The organism is Kitasatospora sp. NPDC006697, assembly GCF_042869935.1.
Lineage (GTDB): Bacteria > Actinomycetota > Actinomycetes > Streptomycetales > Streptomycetaceae > Kitasatospora.
The window spans coordinates 126,857-146,480 of record NZ_JBIAGU010000013.1 but is presented as its reverse complement, the minus strand read 5'-3'; the positions used below and the strand labels follow the sequence as shown (position 1 = coordinate 146,480).

Annotated in this window: 23 protein-coding genes; 14 read left to right on the top strand and 9 right to left on the bottom strand. The window is 71.5% G+C overall.

Features of this window, described 5'->3' with window-relative positions; all coding sequences use genetic code 11:
* The first annotated feature begins 172 nt into the window (after positions 1–172).
* Positions 173–412, top strand: coding sequence for a DUF397 domain-containing protein (locus ACFYNO_RS20135; RefSeq protein ID WP_388013740.1), 240 nt, complete (start codon positions 173–175; stop codon positions 410–412).
* Here ACFYNO_RS20135 and ACFYNO_RS20130 read toward each other — a convergent pair.
* Positions 405–1,058 carry a TetR/AcrR family transcriptional regulator gene (locus ACFYNO_RS20130; RefSeq protein WP_388013737.1) on the bottom strand — a complete coding sequence of 218 codons (654 nt, stop codon included), beginning with the start codon at positions 1,056–1,058 and terminating at the stop codon, positions 405–407. The genes ACFYNO_RS20135 and ACFYNO_RS20130 overlap by 8 nt on opposite strands.
* Positions 1,055–2,554 (bottom strand): MFS transporter, encoded by a 1,500-nt coding sequence (locus ACFYNO_RS20125; RefSeq protein ID WP_388013734.1) that lies wholly within the window; start codon positions 2,552–2,554, stop codon positions 1,055–1,057. The genes ACFYNO_RS20130 and ACFYNO_RS20125 overlap by 4 nt, the downstream gene beginning before the upstream one ends.
* A 272-nt stretch (positions 2,555–2,826) precedes the next feature.
* On the opposite strand from ACFYNO_RS20125, the gene ACFYNO_RS20120 reads away from it, so the two are divergent.
* From ACFYNO_RS20120 to ACFYNO_RS20105, 4 genes are all read left to right on the top strand, one after another.
* The gene (locus ACFYNO_RS20120; protein ID WP_388013731.1) at positions 2,827–3,705 is read left to right on the top strand and encodes a GyrI-like domain-containing protein; all 879 of its coding nucleotides are present in this window, start codon (positions 2,827–2,829) and stop codon (positions 3,703–3,705) included.
* Between the two features lie 82 nt (positions 3,706–3,787).
* Positions 3,788–4,348: a DUF421 domain-containing protein gene (locus ACFYNO_RS20115; protein WP_388013728.1), complete on the top strand. Its 561-nt coding sequence runs from the start codon at positions 3,788–3,790 to the stop codon at positions 4,346–4,348.
* Positions 4,349–4,489: 141 nt separating this feature from the next.
* On the top strand, positions 4,490–4,984 hold the full coding sequence (locus tag ACFYNO_RS20110) for a rhodanese-like domain-containing protein (protein ID WP_388013725.1): 495 nt from the start codon (positions 4,490–4,492) through the stop codon (positions 4,982–4,984).
* Positions 4,978–5,448, top strand: a complete 471-nt coding sequence (locus ACFYNO_RS20105; RefSeq protein WP_388013722.1) for a GNAT family N-acetyltransferase — start codon at positions 4,978–4,980, stop codon at positions 5,446–5,448. Before ACFYNO_RS20110 ends, ACFYNO_RS20105 begins: the two co-directional genes overlap by 7 nt.
* Here the strand turns inward: ACFYNO_RS20105 and ACFYNO_RS20100 are convergent.
* The 4 genes from ACFYNO_RS20100 to ACFYNO_RS20085 form a co-directional block, all read right to left on the bottom strand.
* The gene (locus ACFYNO_RS20100; RefSeq protein WP_388013719.1) at positions 5,445–5,834 is read right to left on the bottom strand and encodes a hypothetical protein; all 390 of its coding nucleotides are present in this window, start codon (positions 5,832–5,834) and stop codon (positions 5,445–5,447) included. The genes ACFYNO_RS20105 and ACFYNO_RS20100 overlap by 4 nt on opposite strands.
* Positions 5,835–5,878: 44 nt before the next feature.
* Entirely contained in the window at positions 5,879–6,526 is a 648-nt protein-coding gene (locus ACFYNO_RS20095; protein ID WP_388013716.1) for a class I SAM-dependent methyltransferase, read from the bottom strand.
* Between the two features lie 166 nt (positions 6,527–6,692).
* Positions 6,693–8,861, bottom strand: a complete 2,169-nt coding sequence (locus ACFYNO_RS20090) for a discoidin domain-containing protein (RefSeq protein ID WP_388014042.1) — start codon at positions 8,859–8,861, stop codon at positions 6,693–6,695.
* 209 nt (positions 8,862–9,070) lie between these two features.
* The gene (locus tag ACFYNO_RS20085; RefSeq protein WP_388013713.1) at positions 9,071–10,306 is read right to left on the bottom strand and encodes an ROK family transcriptional regulator; all 1,236 of its coding nucleotides are present in this window, start codon (positions 10,304–10,306) and stop codon (positions 9,071–9,073) included.
* Between the two features lie 200 nt (positions 10,307–10,506).
* Between ACFYNO_RS20085 and ACFYNO_RS20080 the strand changes: the two genes are divergently transcribed.
* Genes ACFYNO_RS20080 through ACFYNO_RS20065 form a run of 4 tightly spaced genes read left to right on the top strand, consistent with a single transcriptional unit; the run spans position 10,507 to position 14,942 of the window.
* Positions 10,507–11,820, top strand: a complete 1,314-nt coding sequence (locus ACFYNO_RS20080; protein WP_388013710.1) for an ABC transporter substrate-binding protein — start codon at positions 10,507–10,509, stop codon at positions 11,818–11,820.
* Position 11,821: 1 nt separating this feature from the next.
* Positions 11,822–12,727: a carbohydrate ABC transporter permease gene (locus tag ACFYNO_RS20075; RefSeq protein WP_388013708.1), complete on the top strand. Its 906-nt coding sequence runs from the start codon at positions 11,822–11,824 to the stop codon at positions 12,725–12,727.
* A complete protein-coding gene (locus ACFYNO_RS20070) occupies positions 12,724–13,566 on the top strand; it encodes a carbohydrate ABC transporter permease (protein ID WP_388013705.1) in 843 nt (280 codons plus the stop codon). The genes ACFYNO_RS20075 and ACFYNO_RS20070 overlap by 4 nt, the downstream gene beginning before the upstream one ends.
* Positions 13,567–13,601: 35 nt before the next feature.
* The gene (locus ACFYNO_RS20065) at positions 13,602–14,942 is read left to right on the top strand and encodes a GH1 family beta-glucosidase (RefSeq protein ID WP_388013702.1); all 1,341 of its coding nucleotides are present in this window, start codon (positions 13,602–13,604) and stop codon (positions 14,940–14,942) included.
* Positions 14,943–15,003: 61 nt separating this feature from the next.
* On the opposite strand, the gene ACFYNO_RS20060 is transcribed toward ACFYNO_RS20065, so the two are convergent.
* On the bottom strand, positions 15,004–15,195 hold the full coding sequence (locus ACFYNO_RS20060) for a hypothetical protein (RefSeq protein ID WP_388013699.1): 192 nt from the start codon (positions 15,193–15,195) through the stop codon (positions 15,004–15,006).
* A 76-nt stretch (positions 15,196–15,271) separates the two neighbouring features.
* Positions 15,272–16,165: a mycothiol conjugate amidase Mca gene (mca, locus tag ACFYNO_RS20055; protein WP_388013696.1), complete on the bottom strand. Its 894-nt coding sequence runs from the start codon at positions 16,163–16,165 to the stop codon at positions 15,272–15,274.
* Between the two features lie 122 nt (positions 16,166–16,287).
* Here mca and ACFYNO_RS20050 point away from each other — a divergent pair, with 122 nt between their 5' ends.
* Complete coding sequence (locus ACFYNO_RS20050) at positions 16,288–16,707, top strand: DUF4307 domain-containing protein (protein WP_388013693.1); 420 nt, start codon at positions 16,288–16,290, stop codon at positions 16,705–16,707.
* 203 nt (positions 16,708–16,910) lie between these two features.
* A complete protein-coding gene (gene greA / locus ACFYNO_RS20045) occupies positions 16,911–17,408 on the top strand; it encodes a transcription elongation factor GreA (protein WP_388013690.1) in 498 nt (165 codons plus the stop codon).
* A 34-nt stretch (positions 17,409–17,442) separates the two neighbouring features.
* Here greA and ACFYNO_RS20040 read toward each other — a convergent pair whose 3' ends face one another.
* Positions 17,443–18,345 (bottom strand): NmrA family NAD(P)-binding protein, encoded by a 903-nt coding sequence (locus ACFYNO_RS20040; RefSeq protein ID WP_388013687.1) that lies wholly within the window; start codon positions 18,343–18,345, stop codon positions 17,443–17,445.
* Positions 18,346–18,529: 184 nt separating this feature from the next.
* On the opposite strand from ACFYNO_RS20040, the gene ACFYNO_RS20035 reads away from it, so the two are divergent.
* The 3 genes from ACFYNO_RS20035 (at position 18,530) to ACFYNO_RS20025 (ending at position 19,595) form a co-directional block, all read left to right on the top strand.
* A complete protein-coding gene (locus ACFYNO_RS20035; protein WP_388013684.1) occupies positions 18,530–18,943 on the top strand; it encodes a winged helix-turn-helix transcriptional regulator in 414 nt (137 codons plus the stop codon).
* Between the two features lie 83 nt (positions 18,944–19,026).
* Entirely contained in the window at positions 19,027–19,164 is a 138-nt protein-coding gene (locus ACFYNO_RS20030; RefSeq protein ID WP_388013681.1) for a hypothetical protein, read from the top strand.
* A complete protein-coding gene (locus tag ACFYNO_RS20025) occupies positions 19,161–19,595 on the top strand; it encodes an NUDIX domain-containing protein (protein ID WP_388013678.1) in 435 nt (144 codons plus the stop codon). The genes ACFYNO_RS20030 and ACFYNO_RS20025 overlap by 4 nt, the downstream gene beginning before the upstream one ends.
* Positions 19,596–19,624: the final 29 nt, after the last annotated feature.

Sequence of the window (19,624 nt, the reverse complement as noted above, 5' to 3'; positions counted from 1 at the left end):
TACCGGATGGCTCCGTTGTCGGCTACGCCGAGTCGCAGACGCGAGGCCATCTTGAGCGCGCAAGCGCCAAACGGTCACGGCCTGGGAGAGAGAGTACGATCAGCTCCTGATGGAGGCTATGCCGAAGGCACCCTCAAGGCACTGATTGCAAAGCTCGAAAGGAACTTGCTCCGTGATCCCTGAGTTGTCCGGCGCTTCCTGGTTCAAGTCGTCTTACAGCAACAACGGCGGCGAGTGCGTCGAGGTCTCCGCAAGCTTCCCCGGTGCAGGGCCCGTCCGCGACTCCAAGAACCCCGCGGGCCCGGCTCTGGTCTTCACAGCCGAGGGCTTCAACACCTTTATCCAGGGTGTGAAGAACGGCGCGTTCTTCGGAGCCTTCCTCAGCAGCCTTCGGACCGACACCCTCAGCTAGCCGCGATCCTCCGCCTCACCAGCGAGTCATCCGCCGGCCGGAACCCCAACGGCACCTCCGCCGGCCGGAATCCCGCCAGCACCACCTCCACATACCGCTTCCACGCCCCCGCATCCAGCGCCGCCGTCTCGTCGATCACCCCGCGCATCGACAGCACGCACAGATACACATCCGTCAGCGTGAGATCCCCCCGCACCACCCCCGCCGCCCGCGCCCGCCCGAGCAACCGATCCACCAATCCCCACAGCTCCGCCCGCTGCACATCCACATCCGGCGGCACCGCCTGCCACAGCCTGGACAGCCCCCCGTGGTGCGAGGACATCACCGCACCGATGTGCCACAGCACCCCCTCCAGCCCCCGCCCTCCGCACGGCTCCGCCGCCGCAGCCCGGGTGTGGGTGAGGATGTTCTCCAACACCTCGTCATACAGCGCCGCGATCAGCGCGTCCTTCGTCGGGAACCGCCGGTACAGCGTCCCCATCCCCACGCCCGCGCGCCGCGCGATCTCCTCGACCCCGGCGTCCGGCCCCTGCTCCGCGAAGACCTCCCACGCCGCCGCCACCAGCCGTGCCCGGTTCTCCGCCGCATCTCTGCGGAGCGCCCTGGTCTCGGCGGGCCGGTGGTCGTGGGAGGCGGCGGAGGTCATGCGGGAGCGGACTCCTTGTCAGCGTCGTCAGCGTCGTCAGCGTCGTCAGCAGCCCCGTGCTCCGGCTGCGGCGGCACGGAGGCGGCCTGCCCGGCGCCGGCACTGCGAACGGTCGGGATGAGCACGGCAGCGGCGGCCGCGAGCACCGCCGCCCCGGTGAGGAACCAGAAGGTGTCGCCGTACCCGGAGTCCTGCGGGAACGGGTGCGTGGCCGTCACGCCGTTGGCCAGGATACTCGCCGCGATCCCGCTGCCGATCGCTCCGCCGATGGTCCGGATGTTGGCGTTCATCCCGCTCGCCACACCCGTCTGCGCGGCCGGCACGGCCTCCACCACGATCGAGGACATCGACGAGAACGCCAGCCCCATCCCCACGCCCATCAGGCTCGACGCCGTGTAGATCTGCCAGCTCCTGTCGTGCCCGAGCGCCAGCACCAGGAACGGCACCACCGTCAGCACGCCGCCCGCGATCAGCACCGCCTTGGACCCGAAGCGCGCCGCCAGCGGGCCCGTCAGCACGCCGAGCACGAACATGCCCAGCGTCATCGGCAGCATGTAGACGCCGGACTGCGTGATGCTCGCCGTGAACCCGTAGCCCGCCAGCCGATGCGGCGTCTGCACCAGCTGCGGCAGGAAGGTCATCGCGGTGTACATCACCACGCCGAAGAGCAGCGCCACCAGGTTGGCCGTCCAGACGGCCGGAATCCGCATCATCCGCATGTCGATCAGCGGCGCCGGGGAGCGCAGCTCGACCAGCACCCAGAGCACCGCCACCACCACGGCGGCGGCGAACAGGCCCAGGATCCGCACCGAGCCCCAGCCCCAGGTCGGCCCCTCGCTGACCGCCAGCAGCAGCGCGACCAGCCAGACCGAGAGCAGCACCGCCGCGCCCCAGCTGATCTTGCCGGGCGTGCGGACCGGCGACTCCGGCACGAAGAGGAAGGTGGCGACGGTGGCGACCGCCGTCATGATCATCGGCAGCCAGAAGAGCCAGTGGTAGTCCAGGTGGTCGACGATCGGGCCGGCCAGGATCAGGCCGAGCCCGCCGCCGACGGCCGTCAGCGCGGCGGTGATGCCGACCGCGCCGCGCACCTTGGCCGCCGGGAACTCGTCCCGGATGATCCCGAAGGCGAGCGGCAGCACGCCGCCGCCCAGGCCCTGGATCACCCGGGCGACGATCATCGAGCCGACGCTGTTGGAGACCCCGGCCAGCGCCGAGCCGGCGGTCAGCGCGACCAGCGTGACCAGCAGCATCCGCTCCTTGCCCGCCCGGTCGCCGATCCGGCCGAGGATCGGCGTGGCGACCGAGGCGGAGAGCAGGTAGGCGGTCATCAGCCAGGTGACGGTCTCCTGCGAGGTGTGCAGGTGCTCCATCAGCGTGGCGAGCACCGGGACCACCATCGACTGCAGCAGCGAGTAGGCGCCGACGCCGAGCAGCAGCACGGCGAAGGTGAGGTTGTAGTGCGGACGTGCGGCGGTCCTGGATATCCGAGGCATAGGTACGCGTCCCAGTGGAGGCAGGTGTAAGCGGAGCTTGTACTCCGCATCGCGCAGGCTAACAGAAGCGGAGAACCAACTCCGCATGAGTGCCCCGATGCGCCCGGGTCGTGCGCTACGGAGCGTCAACTTCCGGCCAGCGGAGCACCAGAGGAGCACTCGGGGCCCTCCGGGCCGCTCGGGCACCCGACCGGAACGGGCACCGATGGTCGGGTGCGGCAGGCTTGGCCTTCCCTAGCGTTGGTGCCCGGAAGCAAGGAAGGAGGCCGGGGATGCTGGATCGACTGAACCAGGCCATGGAGCACATCGAGGCCCGTCTCGACCAGACCGTCGAGGCGTCCGAACTGGCCAGGATCACGGCCACCTCGGAATACCACTTCCGGCGGCTGTTCTCCTCGCTCGCGGGGATGCCGCTGTCGGAGTACGTCCGGCGGCGCCGGCTCACCGTCGCCGGCGCCGAGGTGCTGGCCGGGGAGCCGACCCTGCTGGAGATCGCCGTGCGCTACGGCTACACCTCCGGCGAGGCGTTCGCCCGGGCGTTCCGCGCCTGGCACGGCATCGGCCCCGGCGAGGCGCGGCGCACCGGCGCCGCGCTGACCTCGCAGCCCCGGCTCTCCTTCCGCCTCACCGTCGAAGGGAACAGCACCATGCGCTACCGCATCATCGAGAAGGACGCGTTCCGGGTGGTCGGCAAGAAGGCCCGAGTCCCGCTGATCTACCAGGGCGTCAACCCGCACATCGCCGAGCACATCGCGAGCGTCCCGCCGGAGACCATGCTGCGGATCGCCGGCTTCTCGGACGGCGATCCGGAGGGCATCATCTCGGCGACCGTGCGGCTGTCGGACGGCTTCGAGGAGGGCAGCGAGCTCGACTACTACCACGCGGTGGTCAGCACCTCCGCCGCAGTCGAGGTCCCTGGGGACCTCGACGTGCTGGACTGCCCGGCGGGCACCTGGGCGGTGTTCGAGAACACCGGGCCGTTCCCGCAAGCGCTGCAGCAGATGTGGGGCGACGTCGCGGCCCAGTGGATGCCGTCCAACCCGTACGAGTACCGCCCGGGTCCGGAGATCCTGCGCACCCGCCCGGCGAAGGACGACCCGGCGCTGAACGACGCACAGCTGTGGATCCCGGTGGCCCGCACCACGGGCTGAGCCGACGCGGGCGGAGTGCGCATCGGCACCCCGCCCGCGTCGTTCCCGGGCCGCTCCCCTGGCGCTCCGTAGGCTCACCGGGATGTGGCATGACATGTTCTCCGCCGGAATCCCGTACGCCGAGAAGGCGATCCGCACCATCGCGGTCTACCTCGCCCTGCTGGTCCTGCTGCGCTTCGTCGGCAAGCGCGGACTCGCCCAGCTGAACACCTTCGACCTGGTGGTGATGCTGCTGCTCTCGAACGTGGTGCAGAACGCGGTGATCGGCAACGACAACTCGCTGGTCGGCGGCGTCTTCGGCGCGGTGGTGCTGCTGGTGACGGATGCGGTACTGGTCCGGCAGGCGGCGCGCTGGCACTGGTTCTCGCGGCTGATGGAGGGCTCGCCGACGGTGCTGGCCCGCGACGGCGAGTACGACCGCCGGGCGATCCGCCGCCAGGGGCTGCGGATCGGCGACATCGACCTCGCCGTGCACCACCAGGGCGGCGACAGCGTCGCGGAGACGAACCTGATCGTGCTGGAGCCGGGCGGGCTGCTGCTGGTGAAGCTCAACCAGGGCGACCAGCCGGCCGACAAGGACGACATGGCGGCGCTGCGGGCGCTGCTGCGGCGGATCGAATCACGGCTCCCGGCGGAGTCCTGATCCTGGGCTTGGCGGGATCTTGACGATCAGGGGCGTTCCCGCCACTCGTTGCGCGGGGCCGGGGGCCGCAGGATGGAGCCATCGCCGAACGGGGGACCCCGGCACCGGCACTGACCAGCGAGAACGAGAGGCCCGACCGCCATGTCCACGACCGCCGTGACCACCAGCGCCGTGACCACCAGCGCCGTCCTGAGCGTGCCCGCCGCCGCCCCGGCCGAGGCCGCCGCCCACTACGCCGCCCGGCTCGCCTTCGAGACGGACGTCTCCGACGTCCGCGCCGACCTGCTCTCCGGCGCGCCCGGCGTGGTGGTGGTCGACAGCCGCAACGACACGGCCTGGACCCAGGGCCACCTCCCCGGCGCGGTCCACATCCCGACGGCGCGGATCGCCGAGCTGGCACCGCGGCTGATCGCCCCGGGCCAGACGGTGGTCACCTACTGCTGGGGCCCGGGCTGCAACGGCGCCACCCGGGCGGCACTGGCCTTCGCCCGGCTCGGCTACCCGGTCAAGGAGATGCTCGGCGGCTTCGAGTACTGGGTGCGCGAGGGCTTCCCGTACGAGTCCGCCGCCGGCACCGAGCAGCGGCCCGTCGACGACCTGACCGCCCCGCGCTCGGGCATCTCCTGCGCATGCTGACGGGCGGCGCGATCCGCCCGGCGACGCCGGCCGACCTGCCGGCGCTGGCCCGGCTCTGCGCGGCCCACGCGGAGTTCGAGCGCGCGGACCCGGTGCCCGCCGACCTCGCCGACCGGCTGGGGACGGCGCTCTTCGCGGCGGCGCCGCGGGCGTGGTGCCTGGTGGTGGAGCGGGCGGGCGAGCTGATCGGGTACGCCAGCTTCTCCCGGGAGTTCTCCACCTGGCAGGCGGCCGACCACCTCCACCTGGACTGCCTCTTCGTCACCGAGCCGCACCGGGGCGGCGGTTGGGGAGGCGCCCTGCTCGCCGCCGTACGGGGGTCGGCGGCGGACCTGGGCGCGGCGGAGGTGCAGTGGCAGACGCCGGAGTGGAATGCGGACGCGATCCGGTTCTACCGGCGCGCGGGGGCGGTGGGGAGGCCCAAGGTGCGGTTCGCGCTCCCGGTCGCGGCGGACGGCTCCTAGGCGTCGGCCCTGATCAGGGCCAGCGCCTCGCGGTAGTCCCGCCAGGCCGCCGACGGGCCGTCACCGGGCTCGGTGCTGTAGTAGTCCTCCCAGAAGCCGTCCCGGTGCCAGGCCTCCGGCCCCATGACGAGCAGATCGCCGTCGCGCCGGGGGACCCAGCAGCCGGGCATCCGGTCGCTGACCGTCTCGAACAGCTCGGCGTTCCACAGGGAGTGCCCGCCGAACGGCTCGTGCGGCTCCCGCTCCTCGTCCAGCACGCGCAGGACGGTGCGCGGCCCGTCGCCCTGGAGCCGGACCATCACCTCCAGGACCAGGTACTCCCGTCCGACCCGCAGGGCCGGGTGGTACTCGACGGGCTCGCCGGTCCGCGGGCTGAGGAGCTTCACACATCGCACGATCACGCCCGCAGGCTAGCTCCCGCACCTGCCGGTCACGGCCTGCGGGCCACCAGGTATCCGCGCCGGGTCTCCGCCTCGCCCTCGCCCGGCTCGCGCTCCAGCCGGACCTCCACGGCGAGGCCGGCCGCCTCCAGCGCCTCGGCGACCGCCGCGAGCGGGCGGAAGTGGAAGTCCACCTCGACCTGGTGGCCCCACCACTCGGTCAGCCTCCGCACCTCCGAGCCGAGGTGGAAGGCGACCAGGGCCCGCCCGCCGGGCCGCAGTACCCGGTGCAGTTCCGCGCAGGCGGCGGCCAGTTCCTCACCACTGAGGTGGATCACCGAGTACAGCGCCACGGCAGCCCCGAACTCACCTTCCTCGGCGGGCAGTTCGCAGAGGTCGCCGACCCGGAACTCCGCCTCCGGGTGGGCCTCGCGGGCCAGCTCGACCATCGCGGGCGAGAGGTCCACCCCGACCACCCGGGCGGCGCCCAGGCCGGCCAGGAACCCCGCCACGTGGCCCGGCCCGCAGCCGAGGTCGGCCACCGCCGCCCCCGGCCCCGCCTGCTCGACCAGGGCCGCCAGCAGGGCCCGGTCCAGCGGTTTGCCGGCCAGCTCACCGCCGATCCGCCGCTGGTACTCCCCGGCCACCGTGTCGTAGCCGGTCCGCATCCGCTCGCGCTGCCGCTGCTCCCCCGTCATGCCGACCAGCCTGCCACAGCGCGCCGGCCCGGGTGCGGGGCCGGCCGGCGCGCGGTGCCGCCGGTGCCCCTCCCGGGCGCAGCGGGCGGGGCGATGGCGGGCGGCGGGCTGCTGCCCGCCGCCCTGACCTTCGATCAGTGGCCGCTCACGCAGACCTGACGAACCGTCACGGGTAGGAGGTCACGGTGGACGGCGTCGTCCCGGTCCCCGAGGTGGCGGCGCCGGTGCTGTTCACCACGTGGTTGAACTGGCCGTCGCCGCCGAGCGACACCACCAGGGCGTCGTGCAGCTTGACGTTCGGGGTGTTGGGCACCTCGAAGCCGTGGTCCATCCGAATGGTCGGGTCGACGTTGAAGTAGCAGTAGCTGCCCACGCCCCAGGCCTCGTGGGTGGTGACGTTGTCGTCCACCTTGTAGGCCGCGTAGCCGAGGGTGCTGCCGTTCTGGATCGCGGCCTGGTTGGGCGCGTCGTAGGCGATCTCGTTCTGGAAGAAGATCGTCTTGCCGCGCTCGCCGCTCCACTCCACGTCGTACTTCTCGAAGTGCTCGACGAACAGGCCGGTGGCCAGCACGTCGTTGCCGCGCACCTGGAGGCCGTAGTCGGCGGGGTTGACGGTCCAGCCGACGCCGGTGCCGTGGTCGGCGCGCCAGATCCAGGTGTGGTCGATGATCGAGTTGTTGGCGTCCACCTCGACCGCCGTGCCGGCCAGGCCGGGGCCGGCGCCGCCGACCCGGATGAAGACGTCCTGCATGCTGGTCGGGTCGGCGCTGTGGTCGGCGGCGGAGCCGGGCTGGCCGATCCGCAGCAGCACCGGGGACTTGACCGGTCCGGCGTCGATCAGCAGGCCGGCCAGCCGGATGCCGTTGACGTCGGCGGTCTGCAGCGCGGTCACGCCGTTGTCCGGCACCAGGGTGGCCAGGCCCAGGCCGAGCACCACGGTGTCGGGGCGGGTCACGTTGATCGCCTGGTCGACGTGGTAGACGCCGGGCGTGAAGAGCAGGTTGAGGCCCTGGGCCAGCGCCTGGTTGATGGTCGCGGCGGTGGCGCCGGGCTTGACCACGTAGAACTGGCTGAGTGGCAGCGAGCTGCCCGGGGTCCGGCCGTTGACCCAGGTCGGGCCGCTGGTGTTGGACTGCAGCGAGGGCACGAAGACCTGGTAGTTGCCGCTGGAGTCCAGGTAGAGGTAGGGCTTCTCACGCGCCTCGGGCGTGGTCGCCAGGGTGGTGTAGGGCGGGTTGGGGAAGGACTGCGCGGGGGCTCCCTGGACGCCGGAGAAGACCTGGTTCCAGACGCCGTTGGAGAAGCCGCCGATCGAGCTGTCCCGGGTGTACCACTGCTGCTGCGAGTAGTTGCCCACCGAGCCGTCGATCTTGCTGTCGGCGATGTAGCCGCCGGAGGCCCAGCCGTAGCCGTTGGGGGCCAGGTTGAGGCCGCCCTCGACGTGCATCCGGCGGAACGGCGCGGCCTGCGCGACGGCCCAGCGGTCGGTGCCGCTGACCGGGCTCAGCGACAGGTTCTCGGCGGAGCGCCAGAAGTTCTGGGTGGCGTTGCCGTTGTTCCAGCCGGCGTCGACGGTGACGTCGCCGTTGATGTGGGTGTCGTCGGGGTTGAGGCCCAGGCCCGCGATCGAGGTGTAGAAGCCGATCTGAGCGTTCAGGCCGCTGTAGTTGCCGGGCTTGAAGAGGAAGGCGTAGCGGCCGGTGCCGAACTGGGCGGCCTGCTGCTGGTTGAAGACGTTGTCCAGGCTGGCCTGGATGCTGGTGCTGCTCATCGACGGGTCGAAGACGATCACGTTGGGGCCGAGGTCGCCGCCGCCCTGCACCGGCGGGACGCTCGGGCCGCCGGTGTGCACCGCGAACTCCCAGAGCGAGTACCCGTACTGGGTGGCCCGCTGGGTGCCGTACAGCCGGATGTAGCGGCCGCTGCCGGTGACGTTGAGCGTCTCGTTGCCGCCGGGACCGTTGGTGGTGGAGTAGACGGTGGTCCAGGTGCTGCCGTCGTCGGAGACCTGGATCTGGTAGGCCTTGGCGTAGGCGGCCTCCCAGTTGAGCTGGACCTGGCAGATCTGCTGGCTGCTGCCGAGGTCGACCTGGAGCCACTGCGGGTCGCTGAAGGCGCTGGACCAGCGGGTGCCCAGGTTGCCGTCCACGGCCGCGGAGGCCGGGAAGGCACCGGGGTTCTCGGACGAGGAGGCGGTGGCGGGCCGGCCCTGGGCCGCGTCGGTGGTGCCGCAGCTGCTGCCGGCGGCCGGGGCGGCCGCCGCCGCGGTGGCCGGGGTCGCCGCACCGATGGGGAGTGCGAGCGCGGCCGCACAGAGGGCGGCCAGACCGGTCATCAGGGCCGAGCCACGCCGTCCGGCGGCTCTGCCGGCCTCGTGGCGTGCTGAAGTGAGCCTCACGGGCTTCTCCTGCGATGGGGGGTGGGGGCGAGGGTGGCGAAGTGGGGGCCGAGGGTGTGGTGGTGGCACCGCCCCGTAACTTCATGGCGTGATTTAACGAGTGAGAAAAGCAGCCGTCAACCCCCCGCGCACAACTTCGCACACCCTCAACTTGCCTGGCGAGCCGCCTTGCTGTGCTCCGGCAGGGCGCCGCCCGAGCCCAGGAACTGGCTCAACGGCAAGGTCGCGGCCCCGGTGGTGACGGCATCCGGGCCGAGCGTGCTCAGGGTGATCTCGGTCTGCTCGCGGGGGTAGCTGAGCGCGTAGCTGGTCGCCGCGCGGCGCACCGCGGGCAGCAGGTACGGGCCGAGCAGCAGGCCCGCCCAGCCGCCGATCACGATCCGCTCCGGGTTGAACAGGTTGATCAGGTCGGCGATCGCGGCACCCAGGTACTCGGCGGTCTCGTTCAGCAGGTCGATGGCCGGCAGGTCGCCCTGCCGGGCCCCGGCCAGCAGCGCGGCCAGGCCCGCCTGTTCGCCGTCCGGCGCCCGCCGGCCCCAGCGCTCGACCAGCGCCTCGGCCCCGATGTACGCCTCCAGGCAGCCGCGCGAGCCGCACCGGCAGAGCCGCCCGCCGACGTGCACCTTGGTGTGCCCCCACTCCCCCGCGCTGCTGGTGGCGCCGCGGAACCGGGCCCCGTCGGCGATCACGCAGGCGCCCACGCCGGAGCCGAAGAGCGCCACCACCGCGTGCCGGGCGCCGCGGCCGGCGCCGAACCACATCTCGGCCTGCCCGAGCGTCTTGGCGCCGTTGTCCACGTGCAGCGGCAGCGCGGTGCCGGCCCGCAGCAGCCGGCCGAGCGGCACCGCCGACCAGCCCACGGTGGGCCCGTGCACCACCACGCCCGAGCCGTCCGCCGCCCCGCCCTGCTCGACCACGCCGGGCACCCCGACGCCGACGCCGAGCACGGCGGACTCCGGAACCCCGGCGGCCTCCAGCACCTCGGCCAGCCCGGCCAGGATCAGCTCCGCCACGTGGTCCGCGTCGTGCCCGCGGTCGGCCAGCGGGTGGTCGAAGCCGGCCAGTTCGGTCAGCGCCAGGTCGAAGAGCGCGACCCGGACCTTGGTCTCCCCGACGTCCACTCCGACCAGGTGGCCCGCCTCCGGCGCGACCCGCAGCAGGATCCGCGGCCGGCCCCCGTCCGACTCCACCGAGCCGCACTCCTCGACCAGCCCGTCCGCGAGCAGCTCACCGACCACGTTGCTGATCGATCCGCCGCTCAGCCCGCTGCGCTGCCCCAACTCCTGGCGGCTCAGCGGGCCGTCGAAGTAGAGGTGGCGCAGCAGGGTGGCCCGGCTGGCCCGGCGAAGGTCGCGGACGGTCTGCCGGTTCTGCTCTGCCATGTTTTCTCCCTCCTGGCCGTCCATCCTGCCGTGCACAGGGTCTTGACGCCAGGTTTTCTCACACGTTAAATCACGCCATGAAGTTAGCGGGGGTCCCCTCCGGCCGACCGCCGGAAGGGACCAGCAGCTCCCCCGGACCACCCTCACCCCTCGCGCCATCCCCCGAGACCCACCACGCCGTGCCCGAGAGGGGCAGTCACATGCGCACCCAGCGGATCCCCGCCGCCATCGCCGTCATCGCCGCCATCACCCTGACCGCCACCGCCTGCGGCGGCGGTTCCAGCACCACCGGAGCCTCCAACTCCAGCCCCAAGACGCTCACCTACTGGGCCTCCAACCAGGGCACCAGCCTGGACAACGACAAGCAGGTCCTGGAGCCGGAGCTGAGAAAGTTCGAGCAGCAGACCGGCATCAAGGTCAACCTCGAAGTGATCCCGTGGTCCGACCTGCTCAACCGGATCCTGGCCGCCACCGCCTCCGGCCAGGGCCCCGACGTGCTCAACATCGGCAACACCTGGTCCGCCTCGCTGCAGGCCACCGGCGCGCTGCTGCCCTTCGACTCGGCCACCTTCGACAAGATCGGCGGCAAGGACCGCTTCCTGGCCTCCGCCGTCGCCTCGGCCGGCGCGGCGGGCAAGGACCCGGCCGCCGTGCCGCTCTACTCGATGGCCTACGGCCTCTACTACAACAAGAAGCTCTTCCAGGCCGCCGGCATCGCCACCCCGCCCGCCACCTGGGACGACCTGGTGGCCGACGGCAAGAAGCTCACCACCGGCTCCCAGTACGGCCTGGCGATCGAGGGCGGCAACGTCTCGGAGAACGTCCACAACGTCTTCACGCTCGGCCTCCAGCACGGCACCGGCTTCTACGACGCCTCCGGCAAGCCGCAGTTCGACAGCCCGCAGGCGGTCGCCGCCGTCAAGCAGTACGTCGACTTCATCGCCGCCGACAAGATCGCCGCCCCCGGCAACGCCGAGTACGCGGCCAACCAGTCGGTCACCGACTTCGCCACCGGCAAGGCCGCCATGCTGATGTGGCAGACCGCCGCCCCGGCCCTGAAGTCGCACGGCATGAACCCCGACGACTACGGCGTGGTCCCGCTCCCCGCCCCGGCCGGCGCCACCGGCACCCAGGCCACCACCTCGATGGTGGCCGGCATCAACCTGGCGGTCTTCAAGAACACCAAGAACCTCAACGGCGCCCTGGACTTCGTGAAGTTCATGACCGGCGACGACGAGCAGAAGACCCTCAACTCCACCTACGGCAGCCTGCCGCCGGTCAAGTCCGTGGAGTCCGACCCGGCCTTCGCCACCCCCGACCTGAAGGCGCTGGCCTCGGTGCTGCAGAACAGCGCCTCGCCGCTGCCCCAGGTCGCCAGCGAGAGCCAGTTCGAGACCCTGATCGGCACCGCGGTGAAGAACCTGCTCGCCGCCGCCGCGGCCGGCCAGCCGGTCACCGACGACTCCGTCAAGGCCGAACTGACCAAGGCCCAGCAGCAGATGCCGGCCAGCTGACGTGACCAAGCACCGCGCCGCACTCCCCTACCTGCTGCTGCTCCCGGCCCTGGCCGTCGAGCTGCTGGTGCACCTGGTGCCGATGGTCGTCGGCATCGTGATGAGCTTCAAACAGCTCACCCAGTTCTACATCCGGGACTGGACCTCGGCGCCCGCCGCCGGGACCGCCAACTACCGGGTGGCGCTGGACTTCAACGCCCCGATCGGCAAGGCGCTGCTGGAGTCCTTCTGGACCACCTGCGCCTTCACCGTGCTCTCGGTCGGGATCTCCTGGCTGATCGGCACCACTGCGGCGATCATGATGCAGGACTCCTTCCGGGGCCGCGGACTGCTCCGCGCGGCCTTCCTGCTGCCGTACGCGCTGCCGGTCTTCGCCGCGGTGATCACCTGGTCGTTCATGTTCCAGCGGGACACCGGACTGGTGAACCACGTGCTGCACGACCAGCTCCACCTGGTGGGGAACAAACCGTTCTGGCTGATCGGCGACAACAGCTTCACCGCGCTGGTCACCGTCTCGGTCTGGCGTTCCTGGCCGTTCGCCTTCCTCACCCTGACCGCCGGGCTGCAGAACATCCCGCGCGAGCTCTACGAGGCGGCCGCCATGGACGGCGCCGGGGTCTGGCAGCAGATCCGCAAGATCACCCTGCCTTCGCTGCGGCCGGTCAACCAGGTGCTGGTGCTGGTGCTCTTCCTGTGGACCTTCAACGACTTCAACACCCCCTTCGTGCTGTTCGGGAAGGCGGCCCCGAAGGCCGCCGACCTGATCTCCATCCACATCTACCAGTCCTCCTTCGTCACCTGGAACTTCGGCTCCGGCTCGGCCATGTCCGTGCTGCTGCTGCTCTTCCTGCTGCTGGTGACGGCCGTCTACCTGTTCGTCACCAACCGCCGCAGGGGCGCCGAATGATCAACCCGCCCGCCTCCTTCCGCTGGCTGCGCCGGCTGGTCCTGCTGCTGCTCGCCGTCTTCACCCTGGCCCCGGTCGCGGTGATGCTCAGCTCCTCGCTGAAGCCGCTGCAGGACGTCCAGGGACCCTGGCGCTGGATACCCAGCCACTTCACCATCCGCCCCTACATCGACATCTGGACCACCGTCCCGCTGGCCCGCTACTTCACCAACTCGCTGATCGTGGCGGGCAGCGCCACCGCGCTCTCGGTGCTGCTGGCGGTGCTGGCCGGCTACGCGGTGAGCCGCTACCGGTTCCCCGGCCGCCGGCTCTTCACCACCACGGTGCTCTCCACCCAGATGTTCCCCGGCATCCTCTTCCTGCTGCCGCTCTTCCTGATCTTCGTCAACATCGGCAACTCCACCGGCATCGCCCTCTACGGCAGCCGCGGCGGCCTGATCCTCACCTACCTGACCTTCTCGCTGCCGTTCTCGATCTGGATGCTGGTCGGGTACTTCGACTCGATCCCGCGCGACCTGGACGAGGCGGCGGCGGTGGACGGCTGCGGGCCGATCCGCACCCTGGTGCGGATCGTCATCCCGGCCGCCGTGCCCGGCATCATCGCGGTCGCGGTCTACGCCTTCATGACCGCCTGGGGCGAGGTGCTCTTCGCCTCCGTGATGACCAACGACGAGACCCGCACGCTCGCCGTCGGCCTCCAGGGCTACGCCACCCAGACCGACGTGTACTGGAACCAGGTGATGGCCGCCTCACTGGTCGTCAGCGTGCCGGTGGTCGCCGGGTTCCTGCTGCTGCAGCGCTACCTGGTGGCCGGCCTGACCGCCGGAGCCGTCAAGTGACGCACCGTCAACCCACTCCCGACGAAAGGCTCTCCGTGAACGACCTCGACGCGCTGCCGCCCGGCTTCCGCTGGGGCGCGGCCACCTCCGCCTACCAGATCGAAGGCGCCGTGGACGAGGACGGCCGGGCCCCCTCGATCTGGGACACCTTCTCCCGCACCCCCGGCACGGTGGACGGCGGCGACACCGGCGACACCGCGTGCGACCACTACCACCGCTGGCCCGCCGACCTGGACCTGGCCGCCGGACTCGGCCTGGACGCCTACCGGTTCTCGATCGCCTGGCCCCGGGTGGTCCCGCTGGCCGACGGCACCGTCAACCCGGCCGGCCTGGACTTCTACGACCGGCTGGTGGACGGCGCGCTGGAGCGCGGCCTGACCCCGTTCCCCACCCTCTACCACTGGGACCTGCCGCAGGCCCAGCAGGACCGCGGCGGCTGGCCCGAGCGCGCCACCGCCGAGCGGTTCGCCGAGTACGCGGCCGTGGTGGCCGACCGGCTCGGCGACCGGGTCACCCACTGGTGCACGCTCAACGAGCCCCTCTGCTCCTCCTGGATCGGCCACCTGGAGGGCGCCATGGCGCCCGGGCTGCGCGACCTGACGGCCGCCGTCCGCACCTCCTACCACCTGCACCTGGGCCACGGCCTGGCCGTGCAGGCGCTGCGGGCGGCGGTGCCCGGCGCGCGGATCGGCATCGTCAACAACCTCAGCACCATCGAGCCGGCCACCGACTCCCCGGCCGACCTGGCCGCCGCCCGCCGGGCCGACGGCCACATCAACCGCTGGTGGCTGGACCCGGTGCTCGGCCGCGGCTACCCGCAGGACATGGTCGACCTCTACGGCGTCGAACTGCCGGTCCGGGACGGCGACCTGGAGCTGATCGGCGCCCCGCTGGACTGGATCGGGCTGAACTACTACTTCCGCCAGGTGGTCGCCGACGACCCGGGCGCCCCGGCGCCCGGCTTCCGCCAGGTGCCCGGCCCCAACCCGGAGCGCACCGCGATGGGCTGGGAGGTGCACGCCCCCGGCCTGGAGGAGCTGCTGCTGCGGCTCGCCGAGGAGTACGGCGCGCCCGAGCTCTACGTCACCGAGAGCGGCGCGGCCTTCCGCGACACCGTCGCCCCCGACGGCACTGTGGACGACCCGCAGCGCACCGCCTACCTGGAGCAGCACCTGGCCGCCTGCGCCCGCGCGGTCGCCAAGGGCGCCCCGGTGGCCGGCTACTTCGCCTGGTCGCTGCTGGACAACTTCGAGTGGGCCTACGGCTACGACAAGCGGTTCGGCCTGGTGCACGTGGACTACGACACCCAGAAGCGCACGGTGAAGACCAGCGGCCGGCGCTACGCCGAGCTGATCGAGGCACACCGGGCCCGCTGAACCGGTGCAGCGCGACGACCCGGCCGGACTCCCCGGCCGGGTCGCGTGCGTCCGGGGACGGCTACTCCTTGGGGGAGTCGCCCTCCTCTACGAAGTCGATCTTCTTGAAGCGCGAGTTCATCGACCGCAGCAGGAACCAGGTGGCCACACCCAGCACGGCGAAGACGACGAAGCCCAGCAGGCCGGGCGTCACCTTGGTCTCGTCCAGGGCCAGGGTCGCGGCGGCGTGGGTCAGGTTCACGGGGGTGCTCATTCCTCCATGGTGACCCGGCTCCGTTCGGGCCCGGCCACCGGGGTGGGGCGTGTCGGCCCCACCCCGTTCTCCGGGGCTACTTGGGCTCGCCCGCCAGGCTCGGCGCGCGCAGGCCGGCGAACAGGTCGTCCTCCGGCAGGTCGGTGTCGACCAGCGAGCGGGCCAGCTCGTAGTCCTCGGTCGGCCAGACCTCCCGCTGGGTCTCCAGCGGCACCCGGAACCACGGACCGTCCGGGTCGATCTGGGTGGCGTGCGCGATCAGCGCCCGGTCCCGGGTCTCGAACCAGTCGGCGCAGTGCACCCGGGTGGTGATCTCGCGCTCCTTGCGGCCGCTCTTCTCCCAGCCCTCGATCCACTCGCCGTAGGGCGAGTCGAAGCCGTGCTCGGTCAGGTACGCGTGCAGCGCCCGGATCCGGCCCATCGGGAAGCCGTGGTTGTAGTAGAGCTTCAGCGGCTGCCAGGGCTCCCCGGCCTCCGGGTAGGCGTCCGGGTCACCGGCCGCGTCGAAGGCCCGCATGGTGATCTTGTGGGTCATGATGTGGTCGGGATGCGGGTAGCCGCCGTTCTCGTCGTAGGTGGTGATCACCTGCGGCTTGAACTCGCGGATCAGCCGCACCAGCGGCTCGGCCGCCGCGTCCACGTCCTCGAGGGCGAAACAGCCCTCGGGCAGCGGAGGCAGCGGGTCGCCCTCGGGCAGGCCGGAGTCGACGAACCCCAGCCAGGCCTGCTGCACGCCGAGGATCTCGCGTGCCAGGTCCATCTCCTTGCGCCGGACCTCGTGGATGTTGTCCTCGATCTCCGGCTTGCCCTGGAGCTTCGGGTTGAGCACAGAACCGCGCTCCCCACCGGTGCAGGTCGCGACCAGCACCTCAACGCCCTGGGCGACGTACATGGCCATGGTGGCCGCACCCTTGCTGGACTCGTCGTCCGGGTGCGCGTGCACCGCCATCAGCCGCAACTGCTCAGTCAACGCCTGGTTCCTTCCGGGAATGTCCGGGCCGGCAATATGGGGCTCGGCTTCGTGGTCCTCAGCCTCGTCCCCCTATAGTGACGGACTGGAAGGCCCCCACATTCCCGAGGACCGAGCACGTCATGACCGCGACAGGCACCGAGAGCACCGCCCGGCCGCCCGCCGGCCGCTACGGCGGCCGCAGCGACCAGGAGGCCGACCGCCGGCTGAAGGTCGTCGGAGTCGTGCTCGGCGTCGTGGTGCTCGGCCTGATCGCCTGGTTCGGCGGTGCCTACCTGCTGCGCGAGACCAAGCTCAACGGCACCCTGCCCACCTTCCAGGTGGTCTCCGACACCGAGGTGCAGGCGCAGCTGTCCGTCACCAAGGACTCCGGCACCGCCGGAACCTGCACCATCCGCTCGGAGGCCGCCGACCACTCGGTGGTCGGCCAGCTCGACGTCCAGGTCCCGAAGGCCGGAAGCAGCTTCTCCGAGGTGGTCACGATCCGCACCACCGCCCGCGGCACCACCGCCGAACTGCTCGGCTGCACCGCCGCGAAGTGACCGCCCGAGTGGCATGAACGCCCTGTTCAACGGGCAGATTCACCGGAACCGGCCCTTAACGCGCCGCGAACGCCACTCCCCTGCGGGCCGAGGAATTGTTAGGCTCGTGGTTTCGCCCCTTCCGGGTCCGAAGTCTCCGGAAGCGGGCGTTCCTTTGTAGTAACCCCCGAAGCAGTACTGCCCAGCACCGACGAGGAGCACCTGTGACCCAGACCAGCGAGAACGTGACCTGGCTCACTCAATCCGGCTACGACAAGCTCAAGGAAGAGCTGGATCACCTGACCGGTCCCGCACGCTCCGAGATCGCCGCCAAGATCGAGCAGGCCCGCGAAGAGGGCGACCTGAAGGAGAACGCGGGCTACCACGCCGCCCGCGAGGAGCAGGGCAAGATGGAGCTGCGGATCCGCCAGCTCACCCAGCTCCTGGAGCGCGCCAAGGTCGGCGAGGCCCCCGCCGACTCCGGCGTGGTGGCCCCCGGCATGGTCGTCACCGTCGCCTTCGACGGCGACCCGGACGACACCATGTCCTTCCTGCTCGGCTCGCGCGAGGTCGCCGGTGACGACCTCGACGTCTACTCCCCGCAGTCGCCGCTCGGCCAGGCGATCAACGGCAAGAAGGTGGACGAGAGCGCGACCTACGAGCTGCCGAACGGCAAGAAGGCGACCGTGAAGATCATGAGCGCCAAGCCGTACACGGGCTGAGACGTCGATCCACGGACGCGACCCCCGCCGCCCCTCACCGGGCGGCGGGGGTCGCGGCGTCTGCGGCGACGGCTGCCGCGACCGCCGACCGCAGCGGCCGCGGGGCGGTGCCGAGCAGCGCCGGCAGGTCCGACCCGGCCGCCTCGGCGCGGCCCGCGATGACGTTGGCGAACAGCGAGACCGCGTGGCCGACCTGGTACGGCTCCAGGCCGCTGGTCGCCAGCCCGGCCCGGGTCTCGCCCAGCGAGGCCGGCCGGTAGACGACCTCCCGACCGAGCGCGTCGGCGAGCAGCGCCGCGATGTCGGCGCCGCCGACGGCTGTGTCGCCCTCCAACTCGTAGATGCGTCCGGCATGGCGGCTCGGCCGGCCGGCGGCCAGGTCGCGGTCGGACTCGGCGGCCACCCGGACCGCGGCATCGGCCAGGTCCTCCCTGGCCACCACCGAGATCCGCCCTTCGCCGAACGGCGCCGCGAAGACGCCGGTGGCGGCGGCCGTGGCGGCACCGGCGGTGGCCAGGCTGACGGGCACCTCGAAGTAGAGGCCGTTGCGCAGGACGGTGGTGGTGTACGGCCCGGCGGCGAAGCGCTCCTCGCTCCAGCGGTGCGGCAGGGCGATGGTCATGGACTCGCCGGAGGCGGCCAGACTGGTGTAGATCAGGTGCTTGACGCCGGCCCGCACGGCCGCGTCGGCGACCGCGCCGTGCCGGGCGAGCACCACGTCGTCCTCCGCGTAGCCCGCGGACACCACGAGCAGCACGTCGACGCCTTCGAAGGCGGCGGGCAGGGAAGCCGGGTCGTCGAAGTCGACCCGGCGCACCGCGGCGCCGTCGCCGCCCGCCGAGCGCGAGCCGCCCAGCACCTCGACGTCGGCCAGGCCGGAGAGGCCGTCCATGATCAGACTGCCGAGGCCGCCGGAGACACCGGTCACGAGGATCATCGCGAACTCCTGGAAGTAGGTTGGGCTCCGATGCTCCGTCGGCAGGCCGCGGCGGGATAAGAAGGCACTTGCGGAGCACCGGGGCACACCGCGGTAACCCAGCAGGCCCGCGCCGGATGACCATCCGTCAGGTGACCCAGCTCACAGGGGGAATACCACCGCCGGCGCCGACGTCGTCACTCCCATGACGGACACCAGGACCTGGGCCCTACCCCAGACCGAACCGGCCGGCGACCACGGCCCCTGCGAGGACGACTGCGGCATCCGCGACGTACTGGACCGCCTCGGCGACCGCTGGTCCGTCCTGGTGCTGGTCGAACTCACCAAGGGCGTGCGGCGCTTCGGCACCCTGAAGACCGCCCTCCCGGGCATCTCCCAGCGCATGCTGACCGTCACCACCAAGCGCCTGATCCGCGACGGCCTGGTCGAGCGGACCGTCTACCCGACCATCCCGCCCCAGACCGACTACCGCCTCACCCCGATGGGCGAGAGCCTGTCCGGCGCCATCGCCTACCTGGCGGACTGGTCCCGGCGGCACAAGTCCGCGATCGCGGTCGCCCAGCTGGAGTTCGACTTGGAGCACCCGGGCGAGCTGTAGGCGAGGGGGGCAGGCCGCCGAGCGGTACTTGCGCACCGGGAGCCGGGAGAACAGCGCCAGGGTCAGCGGGGCAGGCCCCTGACATGACCGACATCGTCACCGTCGCCCACGCCCACACGATCAAGCTCCCCGTCTGGCATCGTGAGCAGGATCTCGAACTGGCCGAGCAGTACGTCCGCGCGGCCGTCAAGATCAGCGACCATCACAAGGAGCTGCAGTGACCGTCATCTCCGCCGAGTTCGCGGCCGACCTGGCGGCCGACGCCGAAGCCGCCGGAATCACCGGCTTCGTCGCCGCCGCCGTGATCAGCCATCACGGCCGCACCTTGCTCGTGCGCCGCAATCCCGACGACTACATGGGCGGAATGTGGGAGATCCCGTCCGGCACCGTCGAGACCGGGGAGACGATCCTGGACGCCCTCCACCGGGAGACCGCAGAGGAGACCGGCCTGGCCATCGACCAGGTCACCGGCTACATCGGCCACTTCGACTACCGGAACAGCCGCGGCGGAACCACCCGCCAGTTCAACTTCGCCGTCACCGTGGAGAAGACCGAGCCCGTCGTCCTCACCGAGCACGACGCCCACCAGTGGGCCCTCCCCGGCGAACTGCCCGAGGTGAGCGACGCCGTACGCGGCCTGCTGACCAACTGACGCCGAACGCCGAAGGCCCGTCTGCTGCC

What these genes read in the sequence shown, in the direction of transcription:
- ACFYNO_RS20040 (WP_388013687.1), bottom strand. Translation starts at nt 18,345, where the DNA reads ATGATCCTCGTGACCGGTGTCTCCGGCGGCCTCGGCAGTCTGATCATG.
- ACFYNO_RS20130 (WP_388013737.1), bottom strand. Translation starts at nt 1,058, where the DNA reads ATGACCTCCGCCGCCTCCCACGACCACCGGCCCGCCGAGACCAGGGCG.
- ACFYNO_RS20105 (WP_388013722.1), top strand. Translation starts at nt 4,978, where the DNA reads ATGCTGACGGGCGGCGCGATCCGCCCGGCGACGCCGGCCGACCTGCCG.
- ACFYNO_RS20115 (WP_388013728.1), top strand. Translation starts at nt 3,788, where the DNA reads ATGTGGCATGACATGTTCTCCGCCGGAATCCCGTACGCCGAGAAGGCG.
- ACFYNO_RS20110 (WP_388013725.1), top strand. Translation starts at nt 4,490, where the DNA reads ATGTCCACGACCGCCGTGACCACCAGCGCCGTGACCACCAGCGCCGTC.
- ACFYNO_RS20070 (WP_388013705.1), top strand. Translation starts at nt 12,724, where the DNA reads ATGATCAACCCGCCCGCCTCCTTCCGCTGGCTGCGCCGGCTGGTCCTG.
- ACFYNO_RS20095 (WP_388013716.1), bottom strand. Translation starts at nt 6,526, where the DNA reads ATGACGGGGGAGCAGCGGCAGCGCGAGCGGATGCGGACCGGCTACGAC.
- ACFYNO_RS20085 (WP_388013713.1), bottom strand. Translation starts at nt 10,306, where the DNA reads ATGGCAGAGCAGAACCGGCAGACCGTCCGCGACCTTCGCCGGGCCAGC.
- ACFYNO_RS20050 (WP_388013693.1), top strand. Translation starts at nt 16,288, where the DNA reads ATGACCGCGACAGGCACCGAGAGCACCGCCCGGCCGCCCGCCGGCCGC.
- ACFYNO_RS20030 (WP_388013681.1), top strand. Translation starts at nt 19,027, where the DNA reads ATGACCGACATCGTCACCGTCGCCCACGCCCACACGATCAAGCTCCCC.
- ACFYNO_RS20060 (WP_388013699.1), bottom strand. Translation starts at nt 15,195, where the DNA reads ATGAGCACCCCCGTGAACCTGACCCACGCCGCCGCGACCCTGGCCCTG.
- ACFYNO_RS20035 (WP_388013684.1), top strand. Translation starts at nt 18,530, where the DNA reads ATGACGGACACCAGGACCTGGGCCCTACCCCAGACCGAACCGGCCGGC.
- ACFYNO_RS20120 (WP_388013731.1), top strand. Translation starts at nt 2,827, where the DNA reads ATGCTGGATCGACTGAACCAGGCCATGGAGCACATCGAGGCCCGTCTC.
- ACFYNO_RS20080 (WP_388013710.1), top strand. Translation starts at nt 10,507, where the DNA reads ATGCGCACCCAGCGGATCCCCGCCGCCATCGCCGTCATCGCCGCCATC.
- ACFYNO_RS20090 (WP_388014042.1), bottom strand. Translation starts at nt 8,861, where the DNA reads ATGACCGGTCTGGCCGCCCTCTGTGCGGCCGCGCTCGCACTCCCCATC.
- ACFYNO_RS20125 (WP_388013734.1), bottom strand. Translation starts at nt 2,554, where the DNA reads ATGCCTCGGATATCCAGGACCGCCGCACGTCCGCACTACAACCTCACC.